Annotated in this window: 15 protein-coding genes and 1 pseudogene; 13 read left to right on the forward strand and 3 right to left on the reverse strand. The window is 61.6% G+C overall.

What is annotated here, in order from left to right; all coding sequences use genetic code 11:
* Positions 1 to 39: 39 nt before the first annotated feature.
* The 7 genes from galE (at position 40) to AXW67_RS17685 (ending at position 14,168) form a co-directional block, all read left to right on the forward strand.
* Positions 40 to 1,023: a UDP-glucose 4-epimerase GalE gene (gene galE, locus AXW67_RS17655; RefSeq protein ID WP_027552897.1), complete on the forward strand. Its 984-nt coding sequence runs from the start codon at positions 40 to 42 to the stop codon at positions 1,021 to 1,023.
* A gap of 12 nt (positions 1,024 to 1,035) precedes the next feature.
* Positions 1,036 to 2,199, forward strand: a complete 1,164-nt coding sequence (locus AXW67_RS17660) for a glycosyltransferase family 2 protein (RefSeq protein ID WP_198024732.1) — start codon at positions 1,036 to 1,038, stop codon at positions 2,197 to 2,199.
* Positions 2,196 to 5,135, forward strand: a complete 2,940-nt coding sequence (locus AXW67_RS17665; RefSeq protein WP_063678884.1) for a trifunctional glycosyltransferase/class I SAM-dependent methyltransferase/polysaccharide deacetylase — start codon at positions 2,196 to 2,198, stop codon at positions 5,133 to 5,135. Before AXW67_RS17660 ends, AXW67_RS17665 begins: the two co-directional genes overlap by 4 nt.
* The gene (locus AXW67_RS17670) at positions 5,132 to 6,130 is read left to right on the forward strand and encodes a glycosyltransferase family 2 protein (RefSeq protein WP_063678885.1); all 999 of its coding nucleotides are present in this window, start codon (positions 5,132 to 5,134) and stop codon (positions 6,128 to 6,130) included. The genes AXW67_RS17665 and AXW67_RS17670 overlap by 4 nt, the downstream gene beginning before the upstream one ends.
* 104 nt (positions 6,131 to 6,234) lie before the next feature.
* Positions 6,235 to 7,956 carry an ABC transporter ATP-binding protein gene (locus AXW67_RS17675; RefSeq protein WP_245315592.1) on the forward strand — a complete coding sequence of 574 codons (1,722 nt, stop codon included), beginning with the start codon at positions 6,235 to 6,237 and terminating at the stop codon, positions 7,954 to 7,956.
* Positions 7,957 to 8,263: 307 nt separating this feature from the next.
* Positions 8,264 to 13,291: a family 16 glycosylhydrolase gene (locus AXW67_RS17680; RefSeq protein ID WP_145927682.1), complete on the forward strand. Its 5,028-nt coding sequence runs from the start codon at positions 8,264 to 8,266 to the stop codon at positions 13,289 to 13,291.
* Positions 13,292 to 13,901: 610 nt separating this feature from the next.
* On the forward strand, positions 13,902 to 14,168 hold the full coding sequence (locus AXW67_RS17685; protein WP_245315593.1) for a hypothetical protein: 267 nt from the start codon (positions 13,902 to 13,904) through the stop codon (positions 14,166 to 14,168).
* A gap of 271 nt (positions 14,169 to 14,439) precedes the next feature.
* On the opposite strand, the gene AXW67_RS41975 is transcribed toward AXW67_RS17685, so the two are convergent.
* Both AXW67_RS41975 and AXW67_RS17690 read right to left on the reverse strand, forming a co-directional pair.
* On the reverse strand, positions 14,440 to 14,730 hold the full coding sequence (locus AXW67_RS41975; RefSeq protein WP_145927683.1) for a hypothetical protein: 291 nt from the start codon (positions 14,728 to 14,730) through the stop codon (positions 14,440 to 14,442).
* Between the two features lie 421 nt (positions 14,731 to 15,151).
* Positions 15,152 to 15,487, reverse strand: a complete 336-nt coding sequence (locus AXW67_RS17690) for a DUF1073 domain-containing protein (RefSeq protein WP_145927684.1) — start codon at positions 15,485 to 15,487, stop codon at positions 15,152 to 15,154.
* An 878-nt stretch (positions 15,488 to 16,365) separates the two neighbouring features.
* On the opposite strand from AXW67_RS17690, the pseudogene AXW67_RS17700 reads away from it, so the two are divergent.
* The 3 genes and pseudogenes from AXW67_RS17700 to AXW67_RS17710 form a co-directional block, all read left to right on the forward strand.
* A pseudogene (locus AXW67_RS17700) lies at positions 16,366 to 16,680 on the forward strand (GDP-mannose 4,6-dehydratase); the annotation flags it as partial.
* A gap of 133 nt (positions 16,681 to 16,813) precedes the next feature.
* The gene (locus AXW67_RS17705; RefSeq protein ID WP_063678891.1) at positions 16,814 to 17,701 is read left to right on the forward strand and encodes an aldose 1-epimerase family protein; all 888 of its coding nucleotides are present in this window, start codon (positions 16,814 to 16,816) and stop codon (positions 17,699 to 17,701) included.
* 155 nt (positions 17,702 to 17,856) lie between these two features.
* The gene (locus tag AXW67_RS17710; protein ID WP_063678892.1) at positions 17,857 to 18,669 is read left to right on the forward strand and encodes a response regulator transcription factor; all 813 of its coding nucleotides are present in this window, start codon (positions 17,857 to 17,859) and stop codon (positions 18,667 to 18,669) included.
* Positions 18,670 to 18,710: 41 nt separating this feature from the next.
* Here the strand turns inward: AXW67_RS17710 and AXW67_RS17715 are convergent, their stop codons facing one another.
* The gene (locus AXW67_RS17715) at positions 18,711 to 19,853 is read right to left on the reverse strand and encodes an alpha/beta hydrolase family protein (protein WP_063678911.1); all 1,143 of its coding nucleotides are present in this window, start codon (positions 19,851 to 19,853) and stop codon (positions 18,711 to 18,713) included.
* Positions 19,854 to 20,207: 354 nt separating this feature from the next.
* Here AXW67_RS17715 and pgm point away from each other — a divergent pair, with 354 nt between their 5' ends.
* The 3 genes from pgm to AXW67_RS44130 form a co-directional block, all read left to right on the forward strand.
* Positions 20,208 to 21,854: a phosphoglucomutase (alpha-D-glucose-1,6-bisphosphate-dependent) gene (pgm, locus tag AXW67_RS17720; protein WP_063678893.1), complete on the forward strand. Its 1,647-nt coding sequence runs from the start codon at positions 20,208 to 20,210 to the stop codon at positions 21,852 to 21,854.
* A gap of 145 nt (positions 21,855 to 21,999) precedes the next feature.
* Positions 22,000 to 23,049 (forward strand): aromatic ring-hydroxylating dioxygenase subunit alpha, encoded by a 1,050-nt coding sequence (locus AXW67_RS17725; protein ID WP_027552908.1) that lies wholly within the window; start codon positions 22,000 to 22,002, stop codon positions 23,047 to 23,049.
* Between the two features lie 4 nt (positions 23,050 to 23,053).
* Positions 23,054 to 23,388, forward strand: a 335-nt coding sequence (locus tag AXW67_RS44130) for a GntR family transcriptional regulator (RefSeq protein ID WP_245315594.1), incomplete at its 3' end; no start/stop codon positions are given.

Raw genomic sequence — 23,388 nt, forward strand, 5'->3', positions numbered from 1 at the left:
TGCAGGCGTGCCAAACCGCAACCGGGCCGGAGAGACAGCATGACCAGGACGGTATTGGTTACGGGCGGTGCGGGATATGTGGGCTCCCACTGCTGCAAGACGTTCGCCAGGGCTGGCTGGAATGTGGTGACGCTCGACAATCTCTCGCGCGGATGGCGCGAGGCGGTGCGTTGGGGGCCGCTGGTGGAATGCGATATTCGCGATCCGGTCGCGGCAGGCGGGACACTGGAAAAGTACAAGCCGGATCTCGTCGCGCATTTCGCGGCTTTGGCCTATGTCGGCGAGTCGGTTGAAAATCCTGCGATCTACTACGAGAACAACACCGCCGGCACGCTCGCGCTGCTGAATGGCATGCGTGCGACAGGGTGTCGCCATATCCTGTTTTCGAGCACGTGCGCCAGTTATGGCGTCCCCCGGCACATCCCCATCAATGAAAGCCATTCGCAGGCGCCGATCAATCCCTACGGCTGGTCGAAGATGATTATCGAGCGGATGCTGGAGGACTACGGCAGGGCTTATGGCATCGGTTCGGTATCCTTGCGCTATTTCAACGCCGCCGGTGCCGATCCGGAGGGCGAAATTGGCGAGCGACACGAGCCTGAGACCCACGCCATTCCCCTCGCGATCGAGGCCGCGCGCCGAACAGATCAGCCATTCACAATTCTGGGCACGGATTTTCCGACGCCCGATGGAAGCGCGATCAGAGACTATATCCACGTCAATGATCTGGCGCGGGCCCATCTGCTTGCAGGCGAAATGCTGATCGAGCGGGGTGGCACGCATGTGTTCAATCTGGGGACCGGCGTCGGCATCAGCGTGCTCGAATTGATCGAGGCCGTGGAGCGTGTCGCCAGGTGCAAGCCGGTCGTGCGCCGTGGCCCGCGCCGTGCGGGCGATCCCGCCAAGCTCGTCGCCTCGTTTGCGAAGGCCGAGCGAGAACTCGGCTGGCGGCCGCAGCATTCCGGTATCGACTTTATCATCAAGACCGCGCTCGAGTGGCGCGACCGTCATCCGCCCGTTTGACGCGGTAACGGGATGGCCACGCTCGCTTCCATCGCGGACCTGCCGTTAGGCGAGGGTGTCACGCACGTCGCGGGGATGCTGCCCGCGGACATTGCCGCAGTAGGATTGCGCGAGGGCATGACCGTGTTTTGGCACGGCGATCGACCAATCGGCCATGTGTTGGTGCACGAGGGACAGCAGATCGGCTCGCGCGTTGATCACATCGACGCTGACTATCTGCTGGCAATCGAGGACGAGTTACGAAGGCAGGTCGAGCCTGCTGTCTCGGCAAGCGTGGTGATCTGCACGCGGGACCGACCGGATGAGCTGGCCGCATGCCTTGCTTCGTTGCCCAGGCAAAGCCGACGACCACGTGAGGTCGTCGTAGTTGACAACGCCTCGCGGGATCAGCGCACGCGGGATGTTGCGTTGGCTGCGGGGGTCATCTACATGCGCGAAGACAGGCTCGGGCTCGATGTCGCCCGCAATACCGGCGTGCTTCGTGCCACCGGCGACATTGTGGCTTTTACCGACGACGACGTGGTGCTTCACCCGCATTGGCTGGAGCGGCTGTTGGCCGCATTCGATCAGCCACAGGTGGCTGCTGTAACAGGCCTTGTGCTTCCTGCAGAACTTGCAACCGAGGCGCAACGGCATTTCGAGACCTACTGGGGATTTGGCAAAGGCTATCGGGAGCAGGACTTCGACAGTTCATGCTTCAAGTCGCATCGAAGGAACGCTTTCCCCGCGTGGGAGATCGGCGCCGGGGCCAGCATGGCGTTCCGCCGCGAGGTGTTTGAAAAGGTCGGTCTTTTCGACGAACGTCTCGACGTCGGCCAGGCAGGCTGCTCGGGCGATTCGGAATACTGGTACCGGTTGCTCGCGAGCGGATACACCTGCCGCTACGCACCTTCCTCAGTGGCATTCCATTCCCACCGACGGACGATTGAGGGGCTCGCGAGCCAAATCTACTATTACATGCGAGGCCACGTCGCCGCGCTACTGGTGCAATATGAGCGGACCGGGCTCGCAGAAAATCCGGCTCGCGCGTATCTGTATCTTCCGAAATGGTATTCGTATCGGCTGCTCCGCAGAGCGTTTGGCCCCAAGCGCGTTGCTGATCGTTTTCTCAAGGAGGAGATCGCCGGCTGTGTGTCGGGCTTCCGCTTCTATCACGGTGAGGGGAAGCGCAAATGACGGCCACTTCTCTTACCTCGATCGTGATCCCCGCTCGGGATGCCGAGAAAACCATCCCTCGGACCCTTGAAAGCCTGCTCGCTCAGACCGACCCAGAATGGGAAGCGCTGATTGTTGACGATGGCTCTCTCGATGCGACGCCGGCCATCGTTGCCGGCTATACGGCGCGTGACGCCCGTTTCATCGCACTTCAATCCGATGGGCGGGGTGTATCGGCGGCCCGCAATGTCGGCCTGTCCAGCGCAAGCGGAGAGCGGCTTCTTTTCCTCGATAGCGACGACTGGATCGACGAGCAGTTTCTGGCGAAAATGAACGCGGCGCTGGATGAAAATCCTTCGGCGATCGCCGCTTGCTGCGATCATTGTCGCGTGATGCCTGATGGCGACCAAACGCCTCGCTATAGTAATGCCTCGGTTGCGATCAATCCGTTTGAGGCGTTTGCGCGCAGCTGTCCGGTCGCCGTCCACAGTGTCCTCGTCAAAAAAAGCGCAGTGCTGGGCGTTGGTGGCTTTGAGACTAGCCTTCGTACGTGCGAGGAATGGGACCTTTGGCAGCGGATCGCGCGAACGGGCGGCGGCTGGATTCATGTCGATGAGTTGCTGAGCTATTATCGGGCAAATGAGCATTCCCTATCCAAGGACGTCCGGCAAATGCTGGTCGACGGGAATGTTGTTATCGCTCGCGGATTTTCGACCGACGAACGGGTGAAAAATCCTGTGCCGGCGCATAAGAACGGAGCATGTGCCGCTCACGGCAGACCGCAGGCGGCAGCACATGCTTATTTTGCGCTTTGGTGCTGGGGCATAGAGTGCGGTCGCGAGAACGCGAGCCATCCTTCAAGGAATGTCCTCGCCGACATTCCGCAATCGGCGACTTCGGCGGATCAGATCGCCTTTTGCCTGCTGGATGCAATTGCGGTAGGCGCTCGAGCAACGCCGGCGAAGCTGGCAAGTCGCTGGGCACAGTTTGGCGCGCATGTGACCGAACTGATCACCGCGATCGGGCAGGCCTGGAACGATCCGGCGGAAGCCCGAAAGGTCCAGTATCGATTTGAGCGCATGCTGCTCGACTACGATGACCTTTCGGCTCCGCGCGAGCTCGCGCTGACACTCGGCCTCCGCGTCGACCTTCGGCAGCTTCCGGAATTCAGCCCGCCCAATCATGTAGACCGACTTTATATCTACGTTAGCGATGGACCGGAGGTCCTGGCCCTGGTCGACGTCGGATTGCTCGGCGCGGTGGATCTGGGTTTCTGGACGAAGCTTGTTCACGAGCATCTCGCCCATTTGCATATCCGGGTCCCGCAGGATTGGCGATCCCGGAATCTGGGCCGGCCGGCCAGGTTGATGAGACGCGTTCGGCGACTGGGGCGCAGCAATGCGGATAGTCATCGGCACCGGTTGCGGGTGTTGCGGGACAGCGTCGGGAGTAAAGCCAAGCCGCGGCCAGCTTCAAGCTTGCCGGTGTCTCGCCGCGGCGAGAGCCATGCCGTTGGAGAAAGCCAGTGCGACATTGGACGTGAGTTGTTCTGGGAACGGTTCTTTCAAAAGGAGGACCCCTGGAATTACTGCTCGCCCTATGAGCAGGAGAAGTACCGGCGCCAACTGGACTTGCTGCCGGTTGAACCGGCGGAGCGCGCTATCGAACTAGCATGTGCCGAAGGGCATTTTAGCCGGCAGTTGGCTCCCCAGGTCGGCCACCTCCTTGCATCCGATATTTCGCCAACCGCGCTCAAGCGCGCGCGTCGGCGATGCAACGGGATTCGCAATGTGGATTTTCTCAAGCTTGATCTGTCTGCCGACCGTCTCCCCGAAGCGATGGATCTGATCTGCTGCTCCGAGGTGCTTTACTACCTGGATGACGAAGCCGAATTGGCGCTCGTCGTGCAAAAGATCGCGGAAGCCTTGCGTCCCGGTGGTCATCTGATCACGGCGCACAGTTTCGTCCTGAAGGACGAAAAGTCGCGGACCGGGTTCGATTGGGAGAATTCCTACGGGGCTGAAACGATTGCTCGGGTAATGATGCAGCGTTCCGATCTTGCGCTTGAGGCATCGATACAAACCGAGCTCTATCGTGTCGATCGTTACAGGCGACCGAAGCCTGGCGAAGCCGCGCCGGATCCGCTGGTGACGACGACGCAGATACGCGCACCGATCGAACGAGAGGTCGCGCGATTTATCGTGCGAAATGGCGCCGTCAGGCGGCGATCGGAAGTTCTGCAATCGGAAAGACGACCGCACGTTCCGGTCTTGATGTACCATCGAATTGCGACCGATGGGCCGGAAGGGCTTGGACGCTATCGGGTCGATCCGGATACCTTTGCGGAGCAGATGCTGTGGTTGCGGAGAAACGGCTACCACACCATCAATTCGGAGCAGTTGGCGTGGTTCGTGGCCAACGACTACCCGTTTGAGGGCAGGCCGCTGCTGATCACCTTCGACGACGGATATGAGGATTTTGCCGAACAGGCGTGGCCGATCTTGAAAGCCAATGATCTGTCCGCGGAGGTGTTCATTGTCACGGATCTGGTTGGCGGGCAGGCCGAATGGGATAGGCCATTCGGAACGCCTGCGCCACTGATGGATGTCGACAAGATTGTCGCGCTTGCCGGCGAGGGGGCGATGTTTGGCAGTCACCTCGCGCGCCATCCCCGTAGTGACCGGCTTTCAAGCTCGGAACTTGCCGAAGAACTGCTGCGGTCCCGCGTGCAACTGGAGACGTGGCTGGGGCGGCCGACGACATCGCTTGCCGCTCCATTTGGCTGCACCGATCAGCGGTTCAGAATTCTCGCGGCGGAGTGCGGCTATAAAGCCATATTCAACACGGTCGACCGGGCTGCCGGGCTGACTGATAATTTGCTCGACTTGCCGCGCATCGAAGTGAGAGGCGATCGTAATTTGAAGGCGTTTGTGCACTGCTTGGAGCAGTATCAATGAGTACCAGTAAGTATTTGGTCAGTGTGGTCATTCCGGCTTTCAACGCCGAGGCAACGATCGACGAGACGCTTCGCAGCGTCAGATCGCAGTCGTACGAACGGCTCGAGATCATCGTGGTGGATGATGGCTCCGCCGACGGCACGCTTGCCGTCGCGGAGAGGCATGCGGAGTGCGATCCCCGTATCAATATCGTGAGGCAGGATAACGCAGGCGTTGCAGCCGCCCGCAATACCGGATGGCGGGCTGCTCGTGCGGATTTCATCGCGTTCATCGATGCCGATGATCTGTGGGCGCCCGGCAAGATCGAGCGGCAGCTCCAGGCCATGATGGACGGAGGAGAGAGGACGGGCCTCGTCTATAGCTGGTACGCCTGGATCGACGCGAAAAGCCGTGTGAGCGTCAAATCCGATCCCGTCTTTCATGCAGGCGAGGTGCTGGACTATCTGTTTGAAGGCAACTTCATCGGCAACGGAAGTTCAGCGATGGTCCGCAGGGAAGCCCTGGTCGCTGCGAACGGGTTCGAAAGCGGCCTCCGGGCATCGGGCGCACAGGGCTGCGAAGATCTTCTGCTTTATTGCCGCGTCGCCGAAACCTATCACTTCGCGGTGGTGCCTGAATACGAGATCGGCTACCGCTACCTGCCGAACAATATGTCCAGCGATATGACGCGGATGTTTCGCTCATGGATGCTGGTTGCCGACGAGATGGCCGCACGCCATCCCGATCGCATTGCCTTGCTGGACCGCGGAATCAGCAACTACGCCCGGTGGTTGCTTCGACGGGCGTTGATCGGCGGCCGATTGCGGTACTTCGCATCGGTCCTTTGGTTGCTCGCCCGGCGGAATCCCCTGTTGGCGGCCAAGGTCGCCACGCTTGGCCTGCCGCGGGATATGATCTCCGCAGGGTGGTGGATGTCGCGCGGTTTGCGACACAGAGAGTTCCGACGGCCATCGCCGTCGTTCCTGATCGGCGACCCCAGTCAATCTCAATGGTAGAAAACGCAGGCGACGTGACAAGGCCGAGAGCAGCGCGGCGCGCGGCATTGGCCGAACTGTGGCGACTTCTCAAGGTGGCTCCGCTACCGCGTTGGGCGACGCCCGTGCTGATCGTTCTCGGCCTGGCCTCGTCGCTGGCGGAAACGGTCGGGATCACGCTCGTGCTGCTCTTCTTCTATCTCGCAATGGGGCAGGTCGAGCTTACCACGTCGACCAGCGGCATCTTGGGCGATGCGCTCCGACATGCGACCGGCTGGTTTCACAGCTCGGCTGAAACCGCTCTGGTGGTGCTGCTTCTCATCATTTTGCGCGGCGCCCTAGCTTTCGCCAATACGCTGATCAGCGCGCGCGTTGGCGAGCAGATCAATGAAGTCGCGCGCAATCGCGTCCATCTGCAGTATCTGTCGACCTCATATCAGTTCTTTCAGCGCCACGACGAGGCCTATCTCATGGAGGTTCTCGGAACGGAGACATGGTTGATCTCGGCGGCTTATAGCAGCCTTACCCGCATCATCGTCAGCTCGTGTTCGATCTTTCTTTTTGTGTCGTTTCTCTTTGCGCTCTCGGTGAAGATTACGATTATGGCCATCGCTGCGTCGTTGGTCGCGTCTGCCGGGCTGCGCTACCTGTCCAGACCCATTCAGGAGCTCGGCGGCGGGGTGAAGTTGGCCCATCAGAGGCTGGGAGAGCATATGCTGATGACACTTCAGGGCATGCGCACGATCCGGGCGTATGGTCAGGAGAGGGCGCACCAGGAACGCTTTGAGTGCGGGTCAGCGGAGGCGCGCCGTGTCGCGCTGGGACTTGCGCGCCTTTCCGGGCTGGTTTCTCCGCTTACGGAAATCGGATACCTGGTGGTGCTTTGCCTCGTCATCGCGTCCGCCGACATGTGGGGAATCGGGTTTGCGACCAGTCTTACGGCGGTCGCCTTGCTCTATCGATTGCAGCCGCATGTGCGGGAGCTGGAGGCCAGTCTGTTGTATATGGCGCAAATCGAGCCACAGCTGCGCTCCATCCGTCTCATGCTGGCGACGGACGACAAGGAATACCCGAAGCCGGGGCGCCTGGCGATCAGCAGGCTGAGCGACAGCATTTCGTTTCGCAACGTGACCTTCCGCTACGACGCCGGATCCGAGCCCGCGGTTCGCGACGTGTCCTTTGACATTCCGGCGGGCAAGATCACCGCGCTCGTCGGCGCGAGCGGGGCGGGTAAGACCACGATCGTGAACCTCCTGCTTGGACTTTATTCGGCGACCGGAGGAAGCATCAGGGTTGACGGCCGTCCCCTCGAAGACCTCCGCCGCACCGATTGGCTTGGCCTGCTCGCGATTGCCGGCCAGGACGTCGACCTGGTCGAAGGCACCGTGATCGACAATGTGCGCATGTCCAAGAATGACGCCTCGGACGGCGAGATCTTGCACGCGTTGCGTGTGGCCGGCATTTCGGAGATCGTCGAAGCGTTGCCCGACAAGTACAACACCTGGATCGGGCAGCATGGCATGCGCTTTTCGGGCGGACAGCGTCAGCGCATTGGACTGGCCCGGGCGATTGTCCGCAATCCGGAGTTCCTGATCCTTGACGAGGCCATGAGCGCGCTCGATCGCTCACTGGAGGATAGCGTCAAGCACGCAATCCAGCAGCAGCTCAAAGGCCGGAGCTTGTTGCTCATTACCCATCGGCTGGAGTCTGTGCTCGACGCAGACCACGTGGTGTGCCTTGAGGCCGGCCGGGTTAGCGCGGAGGGGCCCCCAACGAAGTTGCTGGCGGACTCCAGCAGCCTTTTTTCCCGGAACCTGCGGGTGGGCGCCGTCGGAACTCGACATTGAACTTGCCGCCGCGCGGTAATCCAGCGCGGATCGAGATGTCGAAGGTCCGCAATTGCGCGCGTCGGCATCGCGCGATCATGTTCTCACCCGTTAGTCCTAGGATGAAACGAAGAGTAGGAAACGCGATTGCGAAGCCGGTGTGCATGACGAAAGTAACGCTCTGAGTAGATCTAAGCATTGCTGCTGTTCCCTTCGAGGAACTTGCGCGCAATGGACTGCACGTAGATGCGGCACTGACGACGTTCCTGAGTGAGGCGTCGCGCTTTCTTTCGCGTGCTTCAAGTTTTCCCGAATTTCATAAACCGGTGTGAACGCCTTCGTGCTGGTTGTGGTGCGAAGGAGAACTCCCGTCATGACAACAAACCAAACCTACGCGAGCATTATCGTTGGAACTTCTGGGTCTGACATTCTCTTCGGAGCCACTGGAAACGACCTTCTTACCGGCGGAGCCGGCAGCGACATCTTCGCGATTTCGAAGGGCTACGGCTCCGACACCATCAGCGACTTTCAGGCCGGCGCTGGTGGTGACGTCCTGCGTGTCCAGAACTACGGCTTCGCAACCTTCGCAACCTTCGTTGCGGCTGCCAGGCAGGTGGGGGCCGATACGGTCGTCACCCTGTCGAGCACCGAAATCCTGACGTTGCAGAACCTCACGCTCTCCTCTCTCGTCGCCTCCAACGTCGTCCTCGACAATCCGCTTCAGGGTAGCGCTCCGCCGAATACGGCGGCGCTCACCGTACAGGCTGGCGGTACGTTGATCGGCAGCGCGATGAACGACTCCCTGCAGGCGCTCGGAACCGGGGTTACCCTGATCGGGGGCGCGGGCGACGACACCTACTTCATGTACGACCACAACACGAAGGTCGTGGAACAGGCTGGCCAGGGTATCGATACTATCAACGATGGGATGATCGACGGCTACAGCCTCGTCAATGCGTCGAATGTCGAAAACCTGATTCTGGGCGGCAACTATGCATCGCCGGCGACCGGCAACGATCTCGATAACATCATCATCGGCAACTCCGGCAACAACATCATCGATGGCGGCAAGGGCAATGATGTGCTCAACGGCGGCGCCGGCATCGACACCTTTGTCATCGCCGTCGGCAACGGCAACGACGTCATCACCGATTTCAAGACCGGCGCCGGCGGAGACATCTTGCAGCTCAACGGCACCGGTTTCCACACCCTTGCCGACGTCACCGCCGCCATGAAGCAGGTCGGCACCGACACCGTCCTTACGCTCAGCAGCGGGGAAAATATTAGGCTCAACAATACCAAGGTCGGGGATTTTACCACGGCCAACGTCAATATCGTCACGCCGCGCGCCGACATGGTGCAGACCTTCAACGACGATTTCAACACGCTCTCCGCGGGCCAGGATCCGCATCTGACGTGGCGCACAAGCTATGCCTGGAGCGGCGCGACGAGTTACTCGCTCGCGGGCGAGCAGCAGGTCTACGTCGACCCGAGCTTTTCGGGACTGCCGGGAAGCCAGGCCGCCTCGGCGCCGCTTGGCCTTGATCCGTTCTCGATCCAGAACGGCCATCTCGTCATCACGGCGCAGCCGCTGCCCGCGAGCGACGCGGCTTATGTCGGCAACCACCAGTTTTCGTCGGGCATGATCTCGTCGCAGAACAGCTTCGCCCAGACCTACGGCTATTTTCAGATGACCGCCACGTTGTCCGGCACGCCCGGCGCGTGGCCTGCTTTCTGGATGCTGCCCACCAACACGCACGGTCTCGCAACGGAGCTCGACGTGCTCGAAGCCCTCGGCACACATCCTGACCAGTCTCATTGGGGTCTCCGATCCTCGACCACACCTGATCAGGGGAATTGGGCGAATACCGCCAACCTGACGGCAGGCGAGCACACTTTCGCGGTGGAATGGACACCGTACACACTGACCTATTTCGTGGATGGCGCGGAGGTGGGGCAGGTGGCCACACCCTCGGACATGAATACCGCGATGTACATGATCGCCAACCTTGCCATGGGCGGGAGCTGGGCCGGCAATGCCGCCCCCGATGCGACCGCGACAGTGTCGATCAATTCGATTGCTGCGTATCAACTGCCGGAATACTCGCTTGCGAACTATACGCTGCTCGCCAGCGGAACGCCGATCAACACGATCACCGGGACCGCGAGCGCCGACACCCTGACCGGCACGTCCGGCAATGATCTGATCGACGGAGCAGGGGGCGCCGACACCCTGAGCGGCGGCGCTGGCGACGACACCTATATCGTCTCCGATCCAAACGCCAAGGTCGTAGAGGGCTATGGCGGCGGCATCGACACGATAAAGTCATCGGTCACCTACAAGCTTCCCGACTATGTCGAGAACCTGACGCTCACGGGCTCGCCTGCGATCAACGCAACGGGCAATTCCCAGTCCAACATCATCATCGGCAACAATGCCGCCAACATCATCACCGGCGGGCTCGGCAACGACGTCATGACCGGCGGCGGCGGCGCGGATACCTTCGTCATCAATGCCGGCGACGGTTCGGACATCATCACCGACTTCACGCCAGGTTCGGCGGCGGGGCACGACGTCGTTCAGCTCAACGGCTTCGCCTTCACCTCGTTCAGTGACATCCAGGGGGCGATGACTCAGGTCGGGAACGACGTCTATCTGGCGCTGACGAACCAGGACACCCTTGTTTTCCGCAACACGACGATCGCGTCCTTTACCAGCAACGATTTCCAGCTTCCTGTTTCACTGCCGGTCGGCGGCCTGATCACATCATGGATCAACGGAAGCGCCAGCAGCCACATGGTCTACGGCACCTCGGCCAACGACAAGATTACTGCGTATAACACCGACGATACGATGGTCGGATGGACCGGTGACGACACTTACGTCGTCAACAACGCGAACCAGAAAATCATTGAGAATCCCGGCGGCGGCATCGACAGTGCCGAAGCATGGACCTCCTATACACTGCCGGACAACGTCGAAAACCTGACCCTGATGATGGGCGGGCTCACCGGCACCGGCAACCAGCTCGCGAACCGCATTGTGGGCTCGAGCGGCGACGACGTCCTCAACGGTGGCGGCGGCAACGACTGGATATCAGGAGGCGCGGGTAACGACACGTTCGTCTATACCCCTGTCAGCGGCAACGTCACGATCGCCGACTTCCACGTTCTGACCACCAACAGTTCCGAGCACGACGAGCTGCTGCTGAAGGGCTATGACGCCTCTGCCTACCTAACAAGCGTTGGCGACGTGTGGACCGTCCACTACGCGAGAGGCTCGGATACGCTCAATCTCGTCGGCGTCACCCAAATGACCTCATCGGACTTCGCGTTCGTCACGGACTGGAATACGCCGATGACCATGACGGGGCTGGCGCCGCCGACGGTTTCATTCGCCGCCGGTAGCAGTGGGGCCGCATCGGGCCTCACTGCGGCAAATCACCTGACCCTGGCCGGAAGCGCCCAAGCCGGCGTCACCGTGGAAATTTTCGACCAGGCAACCTTGATTGGAACCGCGATCGCCGATGCAACTGGCGCCTGGTCGTTTGCGACGGCAACGCTGGCCGACGGCGGCCACGTGTTCACCGCCAAGGCCGCTGATGCCGTCGGCGATCTCAGCGCCGTATCGGCGGCGTTGAGCGTGACAGTCGACACGCAGCCGCCCACGGCGCCAAATTTCATCTCGGCCACGCTTGCATCCGGGAGCATCATCACCGCTTCCGGCGCAGCAGAAGCCGGAAGCACCGTCAAATTGTACGACGGCGCGGTGCTGCTGGGCACCGTGGTAGCGGCATCCAACGGTACGTGGAGCGTCAATACCGGCGCGCTTGCCACAGGTCCGCATAAGCTCTCCGCGACCGCGACGGACGCGGTTGGCAATCAAAGCGCATCCTCCAATGTCCTCGCGGCGGTGGTCGGCGCCACGGTTGAGGCGATCGGCACGACGTCCTTCACCAAGGTTGGAACCAGCTTTTACATGTCGAATGCCGACGCTGCGGTCCTGCTGAAGTATAGCGGCGTGGCGGTCACGGCGGGGCAGTTTGGAACATGGTCGCCCGTGGCCGCGGAGGCGACCTCAAGCGGCTATGACGTGGCCTGGAAGGATTCCGTTACCGGAAATTACTCGGTTTGGGCCACTGACAGCAACGGCAACTTTGCGTCCAAAATCCTGAACAACGTGTCGGCCACCAGTTCGTCATTTGAATCGATCGAAACTGTTTTCCACCAGGACCTGAATCGCGATGGTGTGATCGGTGTGCCACCGGTCACCTCGACCACATCAAACACGACATCAACGGCGACATCGATCGAAGCGTCCGGCTCGACCAGTCTGGATAAACTCGGCAACACCTACTTGCTCGACTCGATTGGTGGCAGTCGGGGACCGTCGTTGAAGTACGCTGGTGCCGCCGTCGTTGCTGGACAGTTCGGCTCCTGGTCGCCAATCGGCGCGGAAGCGACGTCAGGAGGCTATGACGTAGCTTGGAAGGATTCGGTCTCCGGCCAGTACTCCGTCTGGAGCGCCGACAGCAACGGGAACTTCACCTCCAAGATTCTGAACAGTGTCTCCGGAGCCGACGCGTCACTCAAGTCGATTGAGACCGTCTTCCACCAGGACCTCAACGGCGACGGCGTGATCAACACACCATCCACCGTCCTCGATATTTCGGGACAGGTCGTCCTGGCCTTGGGCAATATGAGCCAGTCAGTCACGATCGAGGCCGGGGCCAAGCTCGAATTGACCGGCGCCGTTTCCGGGTCGATCACCTTCAATGCTGCAACTGGAACGCTGGTGCTCGATCATTCATCCCAGTTCGCGGGAAAGCTGATCCATCTGAGCGGCGACGGAACAACGTCCAACTCGAACCAGATCGACCTGAAGGATATTGCCTTCGGATCCGGAACGTCGGCCTCCTATTCGGGTAACACATCCGGAGGCGTGCTGACCGTGGTCGATGCTCAAAACAACGCGGCGCATCTGTCGCTGGTCGGCGACTACACTCACTCGACGTTCAATCTTTCCAGCGACGGAAGCGGCGGCACGTTGGTCATCGATCCTCCCAAGGATGGGTTTGATTTCAACTCAGCTACACCGCAGCCGATGCCGCCTGCACTGGCTCCGATGTCCGTGCGGCTGGCCGGCGACGGCTTTGCCTTCGATCACGCCAATTCATCGGCAGGCGCAACCCATCCAGGCCTTGAGACCTACAATCACCAGGTGGGTCCGGCAGTACCGCTGCACGACAGCCTCCAAACAACATTGCCACCGACTGACCATCCCCAGCTACTCCACTTTGCGACACCGGTGGATGCTCACCTTGCGGAGTTTTACAACTTCATGCTTCACCAATAGCGCTCGGAAGCGCACCTACCGCCACCGACCCCGGTAGGAAGCTGCACGTCGCCGCGAATGCACGGACGAAAAGCGGCGGCGTCTCTTTCACCGATTGGTCCGGTTGCTGTTCAGGTTGGGGTTGACCGATACAGCCGGAGGCACACCCTGGCCGATGGGATTTTGGAAGGGATGGTTGCTCGGCCGGGTTGCTACGGGACTACGCGAACCCGTCGTGACATTCTGTGAGCGGTTCTGAACACCCTGATGTTGCTGCGTGCCTTGCGCAAGTGCTGGCGTTGCCACAGCGAGCGGAGCAATCAGCAGGAGTCTGAGCGTTAGCATCGGAGATCTCCATCTGCCGAACCCGAGGCAGTCAAATGACAAGTCTGTTCATCTCAATTGGTTTCCCCAGCTTCGAGGGGCAAGGTTTCCTGCAGTCGGAGTAAACCGTGTCGATGGTTCAACAATCCGCTCTTTTGCTGCGCCGCTGACTGCACAAATCGCGATGGGATCGACTTGCGGCCCGGAACATGATCTTTCGTTCGGATCAATATCCGCTAAGATCATCGAAGCATTGACGGGGAAAGATGGCGCGCTCAATCGAGCGGTATCAGCACGGAAGGGTGTCATGTTCGCCAACTGGAAGTTTACGTGCGTGCTGGTCGTGCTTATTTGCACGCTGTTTGGCGTGTTGCCGGATCGAGCGACGGCAATTACCGCGGAACTCGCCAGAAAATGCAGTGCTTTGACTGCAAAGCAATTCCCTCCACGCGAGCCCGGAAATCCGGCCGCGGGAAGCGCCAAGGGATCGGGAAGTGATCAGCGCGCTTTTTACAGCAAGTGCGTCGCGAATGACGGCAAGATCGACAATGAGGCCAAGTCATCTGCCAAGTGATCTGACAAGTGTGATCTGACAGGTGATCTGACCAACGTGACCCTCGGAAACGCGGCTCAAACAGACAGGCCGATTGTCTGGCCCAAAAATCCCGGCCGGTTCCCTGATCTGGGCCGCTGTTTACGAAACGGTTAAAAGTGCGCGGGAACCATGGATCATCCGCATCGCGCACGCTCGTCAGCAGGCTCAGAGCTGGCGCGAATTGAGGCAAGTCGCAATGCAGGCTACTGCCACGCGACGAAATCCTCGGCTATCGCGGCCAACGATTCGGCTAAAACGCGGCTCGTGTTTCAGGCAGCGGTGGAGATGCTTCCGACTGCACACTGTCGATCACCGAGAGGTTTTCGATGAGCAGATATGTCAGCAGGCTGCCGAAATAAAGGAGCTGCATGACGACCGCGCTGATGACGAAGGCCATCACGCCAGTGGCGAAGCCATACCCAAGGCCCAGATACCATGCTGGAACCACAATCAGAGCTGTCGCTGGAATAAGCGCGTATGCACGAATAAAACGTCCCAAAAAAAGACCTGCCGCGCCGCTTGCTATCATCAGCAAGATCAAGATCCGTTACTCCTTGCGTTGGCGACTTCTCGGACCACGGACGTCACCGCATTTCCACCACACAACTGCTAGAAAGATATCACTTTCTGGCTGAGCCGGCTAGCCGATCGGTAAGCTGGCTGGCTTCGTTCGGCGGACAGCGGAGTTGTTTCCCAATACATCCTCAACCGTCTACTAACTTCATCCTGCGGACTGCAGCCACATTAGAGTGCATTTTTTGCGCGAGGCCGTGGGCGGAGGGCACGGGATCCGTTCGGTTCCATTCCTGTCCGCCATCCCGGAACGATACGCAGCGATGTGATCAGATCAGCCGGCCCACTGGGCGGACGCAGCACGCGCCGGAAGTAATCGGCGCAACCGCATCACATCGTAGGAAGCATTGACGCTTTTCAACTATGAGACGCGGTTCGGGCCAGAAGATTTATCCGCAAAGCATTTTTTGGACACAAAAATATGACGATCGAAAATTGCGGCGCTCCTTTGGTACGATGTCCGGCCTCAGCCGACGCACCTCTGCGACGGTCTGGCGCGCCAGCCGGAAGAAGCTCGTGAAGTTTCTGCCGGTGCGTTCGAACGGCGAGATGTGCCTGTCGTCGATCTCGACGAGCTCGCTGCGGTGGAGGGCCGGAACGACGTAGTGAACTTGCCTGAAAGTCGTGCGCTGGAGCGCGTGGAGCTCATTGAAGTAGGTCGCGATACCGCCACGAATGGTCTCGGCAGCATGCAATATCGTCAATGGTAACTGCGTTTCCGCCATGATCAAAGTAGATGCGTGTGTGAACGACGATGAGTCAATCGAACGCTCTGAAAAAAATTGAAGCGATCGCACGGAATGGGCCTCTGAGGGTCACTTTTTCGCCGCGAGGAGTAGACATAGAGAAGGAAGAGGTGTGGCAGGAAGTCAGCGGGCCGCTCCGCTCATCCGAAGCGGCTAAGGCGAAGAAAGTGGCGGTCCGATGTGGCGGACCGGAGTCCATCTTATCTCGCCGCTGCACCTGGCCTTGCGTTTCGAAGCTTCCCGAAACTAGTCATCGCCGAAAGCTGTCGTGACTTTGCGGATTGAGGCGTTGATCTGTTTGCGCAGGTCAGTCTCATCTACTCGCTGCTCCGAAGCCCGGCTCGATTCTCACTGGATATCGAAGTCGCGGGGTTTTGGCTCCAGGCGGATGCCGCAAATCCTGGAATGCACAAGCGACTGCTTGGCGATTGTCGCGGCCTTGTTGCATGTTTGTTTGTCGAATGGAAGCGTCAAGACATCCGACGCATCCCGTGCGTCATGGTTCCGTTCCTTTGCGATATAACGTGGCGACATCGAGACGCGTCGAACCAACGCGCGAGCGTTTTCAATTCGCATGCTGCTCCTTGCGTGCGATCGCTCGGCGCATTTGCGACCGGCGTCAGCTCGGACGATGTTGGACCGGCGAGTTCGCCGGAGCTGTGGCTCGCAACGGATGACGAGCCGGACCGTCTCGTCCGGCGGACGTTCTGCCGCTTGCGTCATCCTGTCCAGGGTTGACCGGAACGGACGATATGTTCCAAGAAAGGCCGCCTGCGTGCGGAATCCGCCTTGCCGGGACGGTCGGTCCGGGCCCTATATTCGCCGGACTTTTTGAAGGAATTGTGAGGCTTCAGGCCATGCGTGAGCGGATCGCTCTGATCACCGGCGTGACCGGCCAGGACGGTGCCTATTTCGCCGAGCACCTGTTGTCGCTCGGCGATGTCGTGCATGACATCAAGCGGCGCTCGTCGTCGTTCAACACTGCGCGCGTCGATCATCTGTATCAGGACCCGCATGTCGGCAACGTGCCGTTCCTGATGCATTACGGCGACATGGCCGACTCGACCAATCTGATCCGCCTGGTGCAGCAGATCCGGCCGACCGAGATCTACAATCTCGCCGCCCAGAGCCACGTCGCCGTCAGCTTCGAGAGCCCCGAATACAACGTCAACCGTCTCGAAAGGCTTGGATGGCGCGCGACGATCTCGCTCGAGGACGGTTTGAAGCGAGCCTATGAGGCCTACATGTCGAGCCATCCAATCGCCACCCAATAGTTCACCGACGCTGTTTCGGAAACTGCGACCCATGACCGACGACACTCACGTGATCCAAAGTGGAGGCCTCACCGCGACCATCAAGGCGCATGGCGCCGAGCTGTGCTCGCTCAGGGATGAAGACGGCGTCGAGTTCATCTGGCAGGCGGGGCCGGCCTGGCCGCGCCATGCGCCGCTGTTGTTTCCGATCGTCGGACGCCTCGCCAATGACGAGTTGCGGCACGGGGGCAAGACCTACCGTATGACCCAGCACGGCTTTGCGCGCGACCAGCGCTTTGCGTGGGCCGAGCGCGGCGAGAGCCGCTGCGCGCTGGTGCTCGATGACAGCGAGGCGACGCGTGCGTTCTATCCGTTCGCGTTCCGCCTGATCGCGACCTATGTCCTCGACGCCGCGGGTGTCGAAATCGCGCTCAGGATCATCAACACCGGCGACGAAACATTGCCGGCTTCGCTCGGCGGTCATCCGGCTTTCAACTGGCCGCTCCGCCCCGGAGTGCCCAAAGAGAGCTACGCGCTGACTTTCGCAGAGGCGGAGCCGTTTCCGATCCGGCGTCTCGACGGCGGGCTGTTGCGTGCGGCAACCGAGCACAATCCGATCAAGGGAAGAGTGCTCGATCTGTCCGAAGCGCTGTTCGCCGATGACGCAATCATCTTTGACCGGATCAACAGCACGTCGGTCCGTTATGCGGCCGGGCCGGGCGCATCTCGCGGACCATGGCTCGCGATGTCCTGGTCCGGCTTTCGCGAGCTCGGCGTCTGGTCAAAGCCGTCGGGCGCGCCGTTCCTCTGCATCGAGCCCTGGCACGGCTATGCCAGTCCTTCGGGCTTCGACGGCGAATTCAGCGACAAGCCGGGCTTGATGCACATCGCGCCGGGCGCGGAAGAGCTGCTGTCGTTCCGTATCCAGGTCGGAACGTAGCATCGCGGCCTGTGCTGAAGGTGACGGACGATGATGCGCTCAATGAGAAATGTGGGGTCGTTCACACTTGGTGCGTCGATATCGTGGTCAATATTGTTTGCGCGTCGCAATACGCCTAGTATCGCGGCAGGCTATTTCGGGGGCTCGAATATATTGTGAATGTGCGTTCACATGGCGGCGCGCCACGCGGCGAGCTGAATCTCCAGTCGGGATTGCCTGCACACGGGACACCTATCGTGGCTGATTCCGCAGTTCAGGACGTGCGCACCGCTGGCCGCGAGAGGCTGGTCGTCGTGGAGGACGATCCGGTGACGCGGACGATGCTGGTCGGCTATTTCAGCGACCACAATTTCGATGTCGTCGGCGCCGGCTCGTGCGCGGAATGCCGTCAGGCCCTGCGGGTCCGCACCGATCTCGTCTTCCTCGATGTGCAATTGCCGGACGGCGACGGTTTCGAGCTCGCCAAGGAAATCCAGGCCATCAGCAATGCCGGCATCATCTTCGTGACCCGCCGCGACACCGACGTCGATCGCATCCTCGGCCTCGAGATCGCAGGCGACCACTACGTCACCAAGCCGATCAATTTGCGCGACCTGCTCGCGCGTGCGCGCAGCGTGCTGCGGCGGCGCTCGATCGACCGCAAGGCCGCGCGCAACCACAATTCAATCGCCTTCGGCGACTGGATCATCGACCTGACGCGGCGCGAACTGCTCGGCAGCGACGGCAAGCCGGTGGCATTGACACGCGCCGAATTCGACCTGCTTGCGGCCCTCGTCGGCGCCGACGGCCGCCCGCTCAGCCGCGACTATCTGATCGAGGTGGTCAGCAACCGCCAGGCCGACGTCGACATCCGCACCGTCGACGCGCTGGTGGCGCGACTGCGCCGCAAGCTCGTCGGCAGCGGCACGCCGGTCATCGCGACCGTCACCGGCGTCGGCTACAAGCTCGCACTCAGCGAACGTCTCTAGCGCCATTCATCGCGCGATCGCGCGCCACGTTCGCCTCGCAACTATCGCGCGCGGGCGCTCTGATCCGTGGACGTCCTTTGTGGACCGGCCAGCCTGTCATCGACTGTATAGAGCGTGCATGTGGGCGACCATTTCATGCAGGCGGCAAGCGAATCGCGCTGGGCGTCGTCGGTCGTCGCGCGCCCCGAGCGCCAGCCGTAGCCGCCGTTAGGTGATACGGCGAAGGCCTTGTGCGGCATCGTGCTGGCGAGATAGCGCGCGAACTCGCTTCTCGCGGCCTCGCCGAGTTGGCTCGGGGGCGGCAGCGGATCCGGCGGGCTCAGGATGTCGCGACCGCCGAGCCCGCGTTCGTGCAGGAAGCCGTCGAGGATCGGCGTCCATTGCGGGCGCCCCACCACCGAATAGAGATAGTGGCCGTCATCAACGTAAGGCGGCGCCGCGACGAATTTCGCGTTGCCGCCGGCGGAACGAAAGCCGTCGTAGAAACGGCGCGCGAGATCGGGTCCAAAGAACAGATCGTTGGTCGCGTAGACCCAGAGCATCGGCACGCGCGAGGTCTTGCCGAACGTGGCGAAGGCCTGGACCAGCCCATCGGGATTGCAGACGTCGTTGTCGTCGCGGGAGCCGCGGCCGCCGGCGAAATTGATCGCGGCGACGAGGCCGGGCGGCGCCTGCGCGGTCAGCGCGATGGTGGCGAGCCCGCCCGCGGAATGGCCGGCCGCGATCATGCCCGTTGTCGTGACGTCGCTCCGCCGCGCCATCGCGTCGATCGCGGCGCGCAGGTCCGCGACCGCGATCGTCGCCGCCGGAAGATAGGCTGCGTTCGCGCAATTGCCGATGCTGTCGAGGCGTCCGCCCGGCGAGGTGCCGTAGCCGCGCCGCATCACGATCAGGGCGGCAAAGCCGCGCCGGGCGTATTCGAGCGCGATGCCGTAATATTTGTGGGCGGACATCGTTGCCCGGTCGTCGAAGCTGCGCGGCGAGCCGTGGCTGAGCAGGGCAAGCGGATAGCGCTTCGGTGTCGCCGGACGGACGAGGAAGGCTTCCAGCCCCCGCGGCCCGGCCTCCGCCATCGGGATGCGCAGGTCCTCGGTGTAGAATTCCGCGGCCACGGTGCGCGTCGGTGTGCCTGCGAAGGCAAGGCAGGCGATCAGCAGAAGCGAAAGTCTGTGAGATAGAGTCATGAGCGACTCGAAAGCCCCGATGGGGCGGACCATAGCACGATCCCGCGAAATGCACCGGCGCGCGACTTTGATGGATTTGCGCACCATGCCTCCCCATCGTCGTCCTGGCGAAAGCCGGGACCATACCGCGAGGTCTATCGATGTGAGGAAGTGCGAGTACCGGGTGGGAAGTCTTCGCCAAACTTCTCCCTGGGGTAATGGGTCCTGGCTTTCGCCAGGACGACAGCGGAGTTTGTGGTGCGCCTGTTGGCCCAAGGAACGGCCACCCCATCGCGCGTGTTGTGCCCTTGGCGGGCGCCCGGCCGATGCTATGGTGTCCCGCAATCTCTACACGACAGGACGAGGATATTTCCAGTGGCTGATGTTCACCCCGCGGCGGGCAAGCAGGTCTCGCCAGACGCACTCGCCAACATACCGCGGCTCGTCACCGCCTATTTCGCCAACAAGCCGGATGCCGCCGACCCCGCGCAGCGGGTGGCCTTCGGCACCTCCGGACATCGCGGCACCTCGCTGAAAAACACCTTCAACGAGGGGCACATCCTCGCGACCACACAGGCGATTTGCGACTATCGCCGCGAGAAGGGGCTCAACGGTCCGCTGTTCATCGGCATCGATACCCATGCGCTGGCCGAGCCGGCGCTCGCGAGCGCCATCGAAGTGTTCGCCGCCAACGGCGTCGACATCATGATCGACAAGGACGGCGGCTATACGCCGACACCGGTGATCTCGCACGCAATCCTCACCTACAACAAGGGCCGCACTTCGGGTCTTGCCGACGGCGTCGTCATCACGCCCTCGCACAATCCGCCGGAGGATGGCGGCTACAAATACAATCCGCCGCATGGCGGTCCCGCCGACACCGATGTCACCGGCGTGGTCGAGAAGCGCGCCAACGTGTATCTGGCCGACGGGCTCAAGGGCGTCGCGCGCATGGACTATGCCAAGGCGCGCAGATCCGCGACCGTCCACGCCTACGACTTCATCACGCCCTACGTTGCCGATCTCGGCAGCGTCGTCGATCTCGATCTCGTCAAATCGGCCGGCATCAACATCGGCATCGATCCGCTCGGCGGCGCCGCCGTGCATTACTGGCATCCGATCATCGAACGCTACGGCCTGAAGGCCACTGTGGTGAACGAGGCGATCGATCCGACCTTCCGCTTCATGACGGTCGACTGGGACGGCAAGGTCCGCATGGACTGCTCCTCGCCCTACGCGATGGCGAGCCTGATCCGGATGCGCGACCGCTTCGACATCGCGTTCGCCAACGACACCGATGCCGATCGGCACGGCATCGTGACGCCGACCGGCGGCCTGATGAATCCGAACCACTATCTTGCGACCGCGATCGCCTATCTGTTCGCGCACCGCCCGAACTGGGGCAAGGACGCCGCGATCGGCAAGACGGTGGTGTCGAGCTCGATCATCGATCGTGTCGCGAAGAAGCTCGGCCGCAAGCTGGTCGAGACTCCCGTCGGCTTCAAATGGTTCGTCGATGGTCTCCTCAAGGGCGCCTTCGGCTTCGGCGGCGAGGAGAGTGCAGGGGCCTCGTTCCTCAGCCGCGACGGCGCGGTCTGGACCACCGACAAGGACGGCGTCATCCTCGGCCTGCTCGCCGCGGAGATCATGGCCAAGACCGGCCGCGATCCGAGCCAGCTCTTCAATGATCTCACAGCCGAACTCGGCGTGCCGCATTACGAGCGCATCGATGTCGCGGCGAACGCGGCGCAGAAGAACGTGCTGAAGTCGGTGACGCCGGAGCAGCTCGGCCTGAAAGACCTTGCCGGCGATCCCGTCCGCGCCACACTCAGCAAGGCGCCGGGCAACGGCCAGTCCTTCGGCGGCATCAAGGTCGAGACCGATTTCGGCTGGTTCGCCGCGCGTCCCTCCGGAACGGAGGATGTCTACAAGATCTACGCCGAGAGCTTTCGCAGCACGGAGCACCTGAAGCGGATTCAGCAGGAAGCCCAGGCCGGGCTCGCGAAGGTGTTCGGGGTGTAAGCGCTCTTATCCGAGGATCTGCTTCAAATTCTGTATACACTCAAAGATAAAGAGGTATTATAATAAGCATTGTTTGGCCTTGAACGATTCTTTTTCTCCGTTATTGTATACATAACGTATTCATAAGCCGGTGGGAGAGAGACCAGTGACAAAACCCTTCCCGATGAACGCCTGGTACGCGGCCGCCTGGGATGCCGAGGTGAAGCCGGCGCTGCTGGCGAGGACGATCTGCGGCAAGCATGTCGTGATGTACCGGAAGGCCGATGGCTCGGTGGCCGCACTGGAGGATGCCTGCTGGCATCGTCTGGTGCCGCTGTCCAAGGGACGGCTCGAAGGCGACACCGTCGTCTGCGGCTATCACGGCCTGAAGTACAACGCGCAGGGGCGCTGCACCTTCATGCCCTCGCAGGAAACCATCAACCCGTCGGCCTGCGTCCGCGCCTATCCCGTGGTCGAGCGACACCGCTACATCTGGCTCTGGATGGGCGATCCCGCGCTCGCCGATCCGGCACTCGTTCCCGACATGCACTGGAACCACGATCCGGCCTGGGCCGGCGACGGCAAGACCATTCACGTCAATTGCGACTATCGCCTCGTGCTCGACAATCTCATGGACCTCACCCACGAGACCTTCGTGCACGGCTCATCCATCGGCAACGAGGCCGTCGCCGAAGCGCCGTTCGACGTCACCCATGGCGAGAAGACCGTGACCGTGACGCGCTGGATGCGCGGCATCGAGGCGCCGCCGTTCTGGGCCAAGCAGCTCGGTCAGTCCGGCCTCGTCGACCGCTGGCAGATCATCCGCTTCGAGGCGCCGTGCACCATCGCGATCGACGTCGGCGTGGCGCCGACCGGCACCGGCGCGCCGGAAGGCGACCGCTCGCAGGGCGTCAACGGCTTCGTGCTCAACACCATCACCCCCGAGACCGAGAAGACCTGCCATTATTTCTGGGCCTTCGTGCGCAATTATCGCATCGGCGAGCAGCGCATCACCACCGAGATCCGCGAAGGCGTGTCCGGTATCTTCCACGAGGACGAGCTGATCCTCGAAGCGCAGCAGCGCGCGATGGACGAGAACCCGGATCGCGTCTTCTACAACCTCAACATCGACGCCGGCGCGATGTGGTCGCGCAAGCTGATCGACAAGATGGTGGCGAAGGAAAACGGGCCGCAGCACCTGCAGGCCGCGGAGTAGGGCCATGGCCGAGCGCGAGGTCGACCGCTCCGTCTCGCAGACCGTGAAGGCGCAGCTCGCGCTGCGCGATCAGATCCTGTCGGGCTCCTTGCGTCCGGGCGAGCGCATTTCCGAGCTTCAGGCGGTGGAGACGACCGGTGCCTCGCGCACGCCGGTGCGCATGGCGCTGGTGCGGCTCGAGGAGGAGGGCCTGCTGGAGGCGATCCCCTCCGGCGGCTTCATGGTGAAGGCGTTCTCCGAGCGCGACATCTCCGACTCCATCGAGCTGCGCGGCACGCTGGAAGGGCTCGCCGCGCGTTTCGCCGCCGAGCGCGGCGTCTCCGCGCGCGAGCTCGAGCC

Origin of the sequence: Bradyrhizobium neotropicale, from assembly GCF_001641695.1 — a bacterium.
Lineage (GTDB): Bacteria > Pseudomonadota > Alphaproteobacteria > Rhizobiales > Xanthobacteraceae > Bradyrhizobium > Bradyrhizobium neotropicale.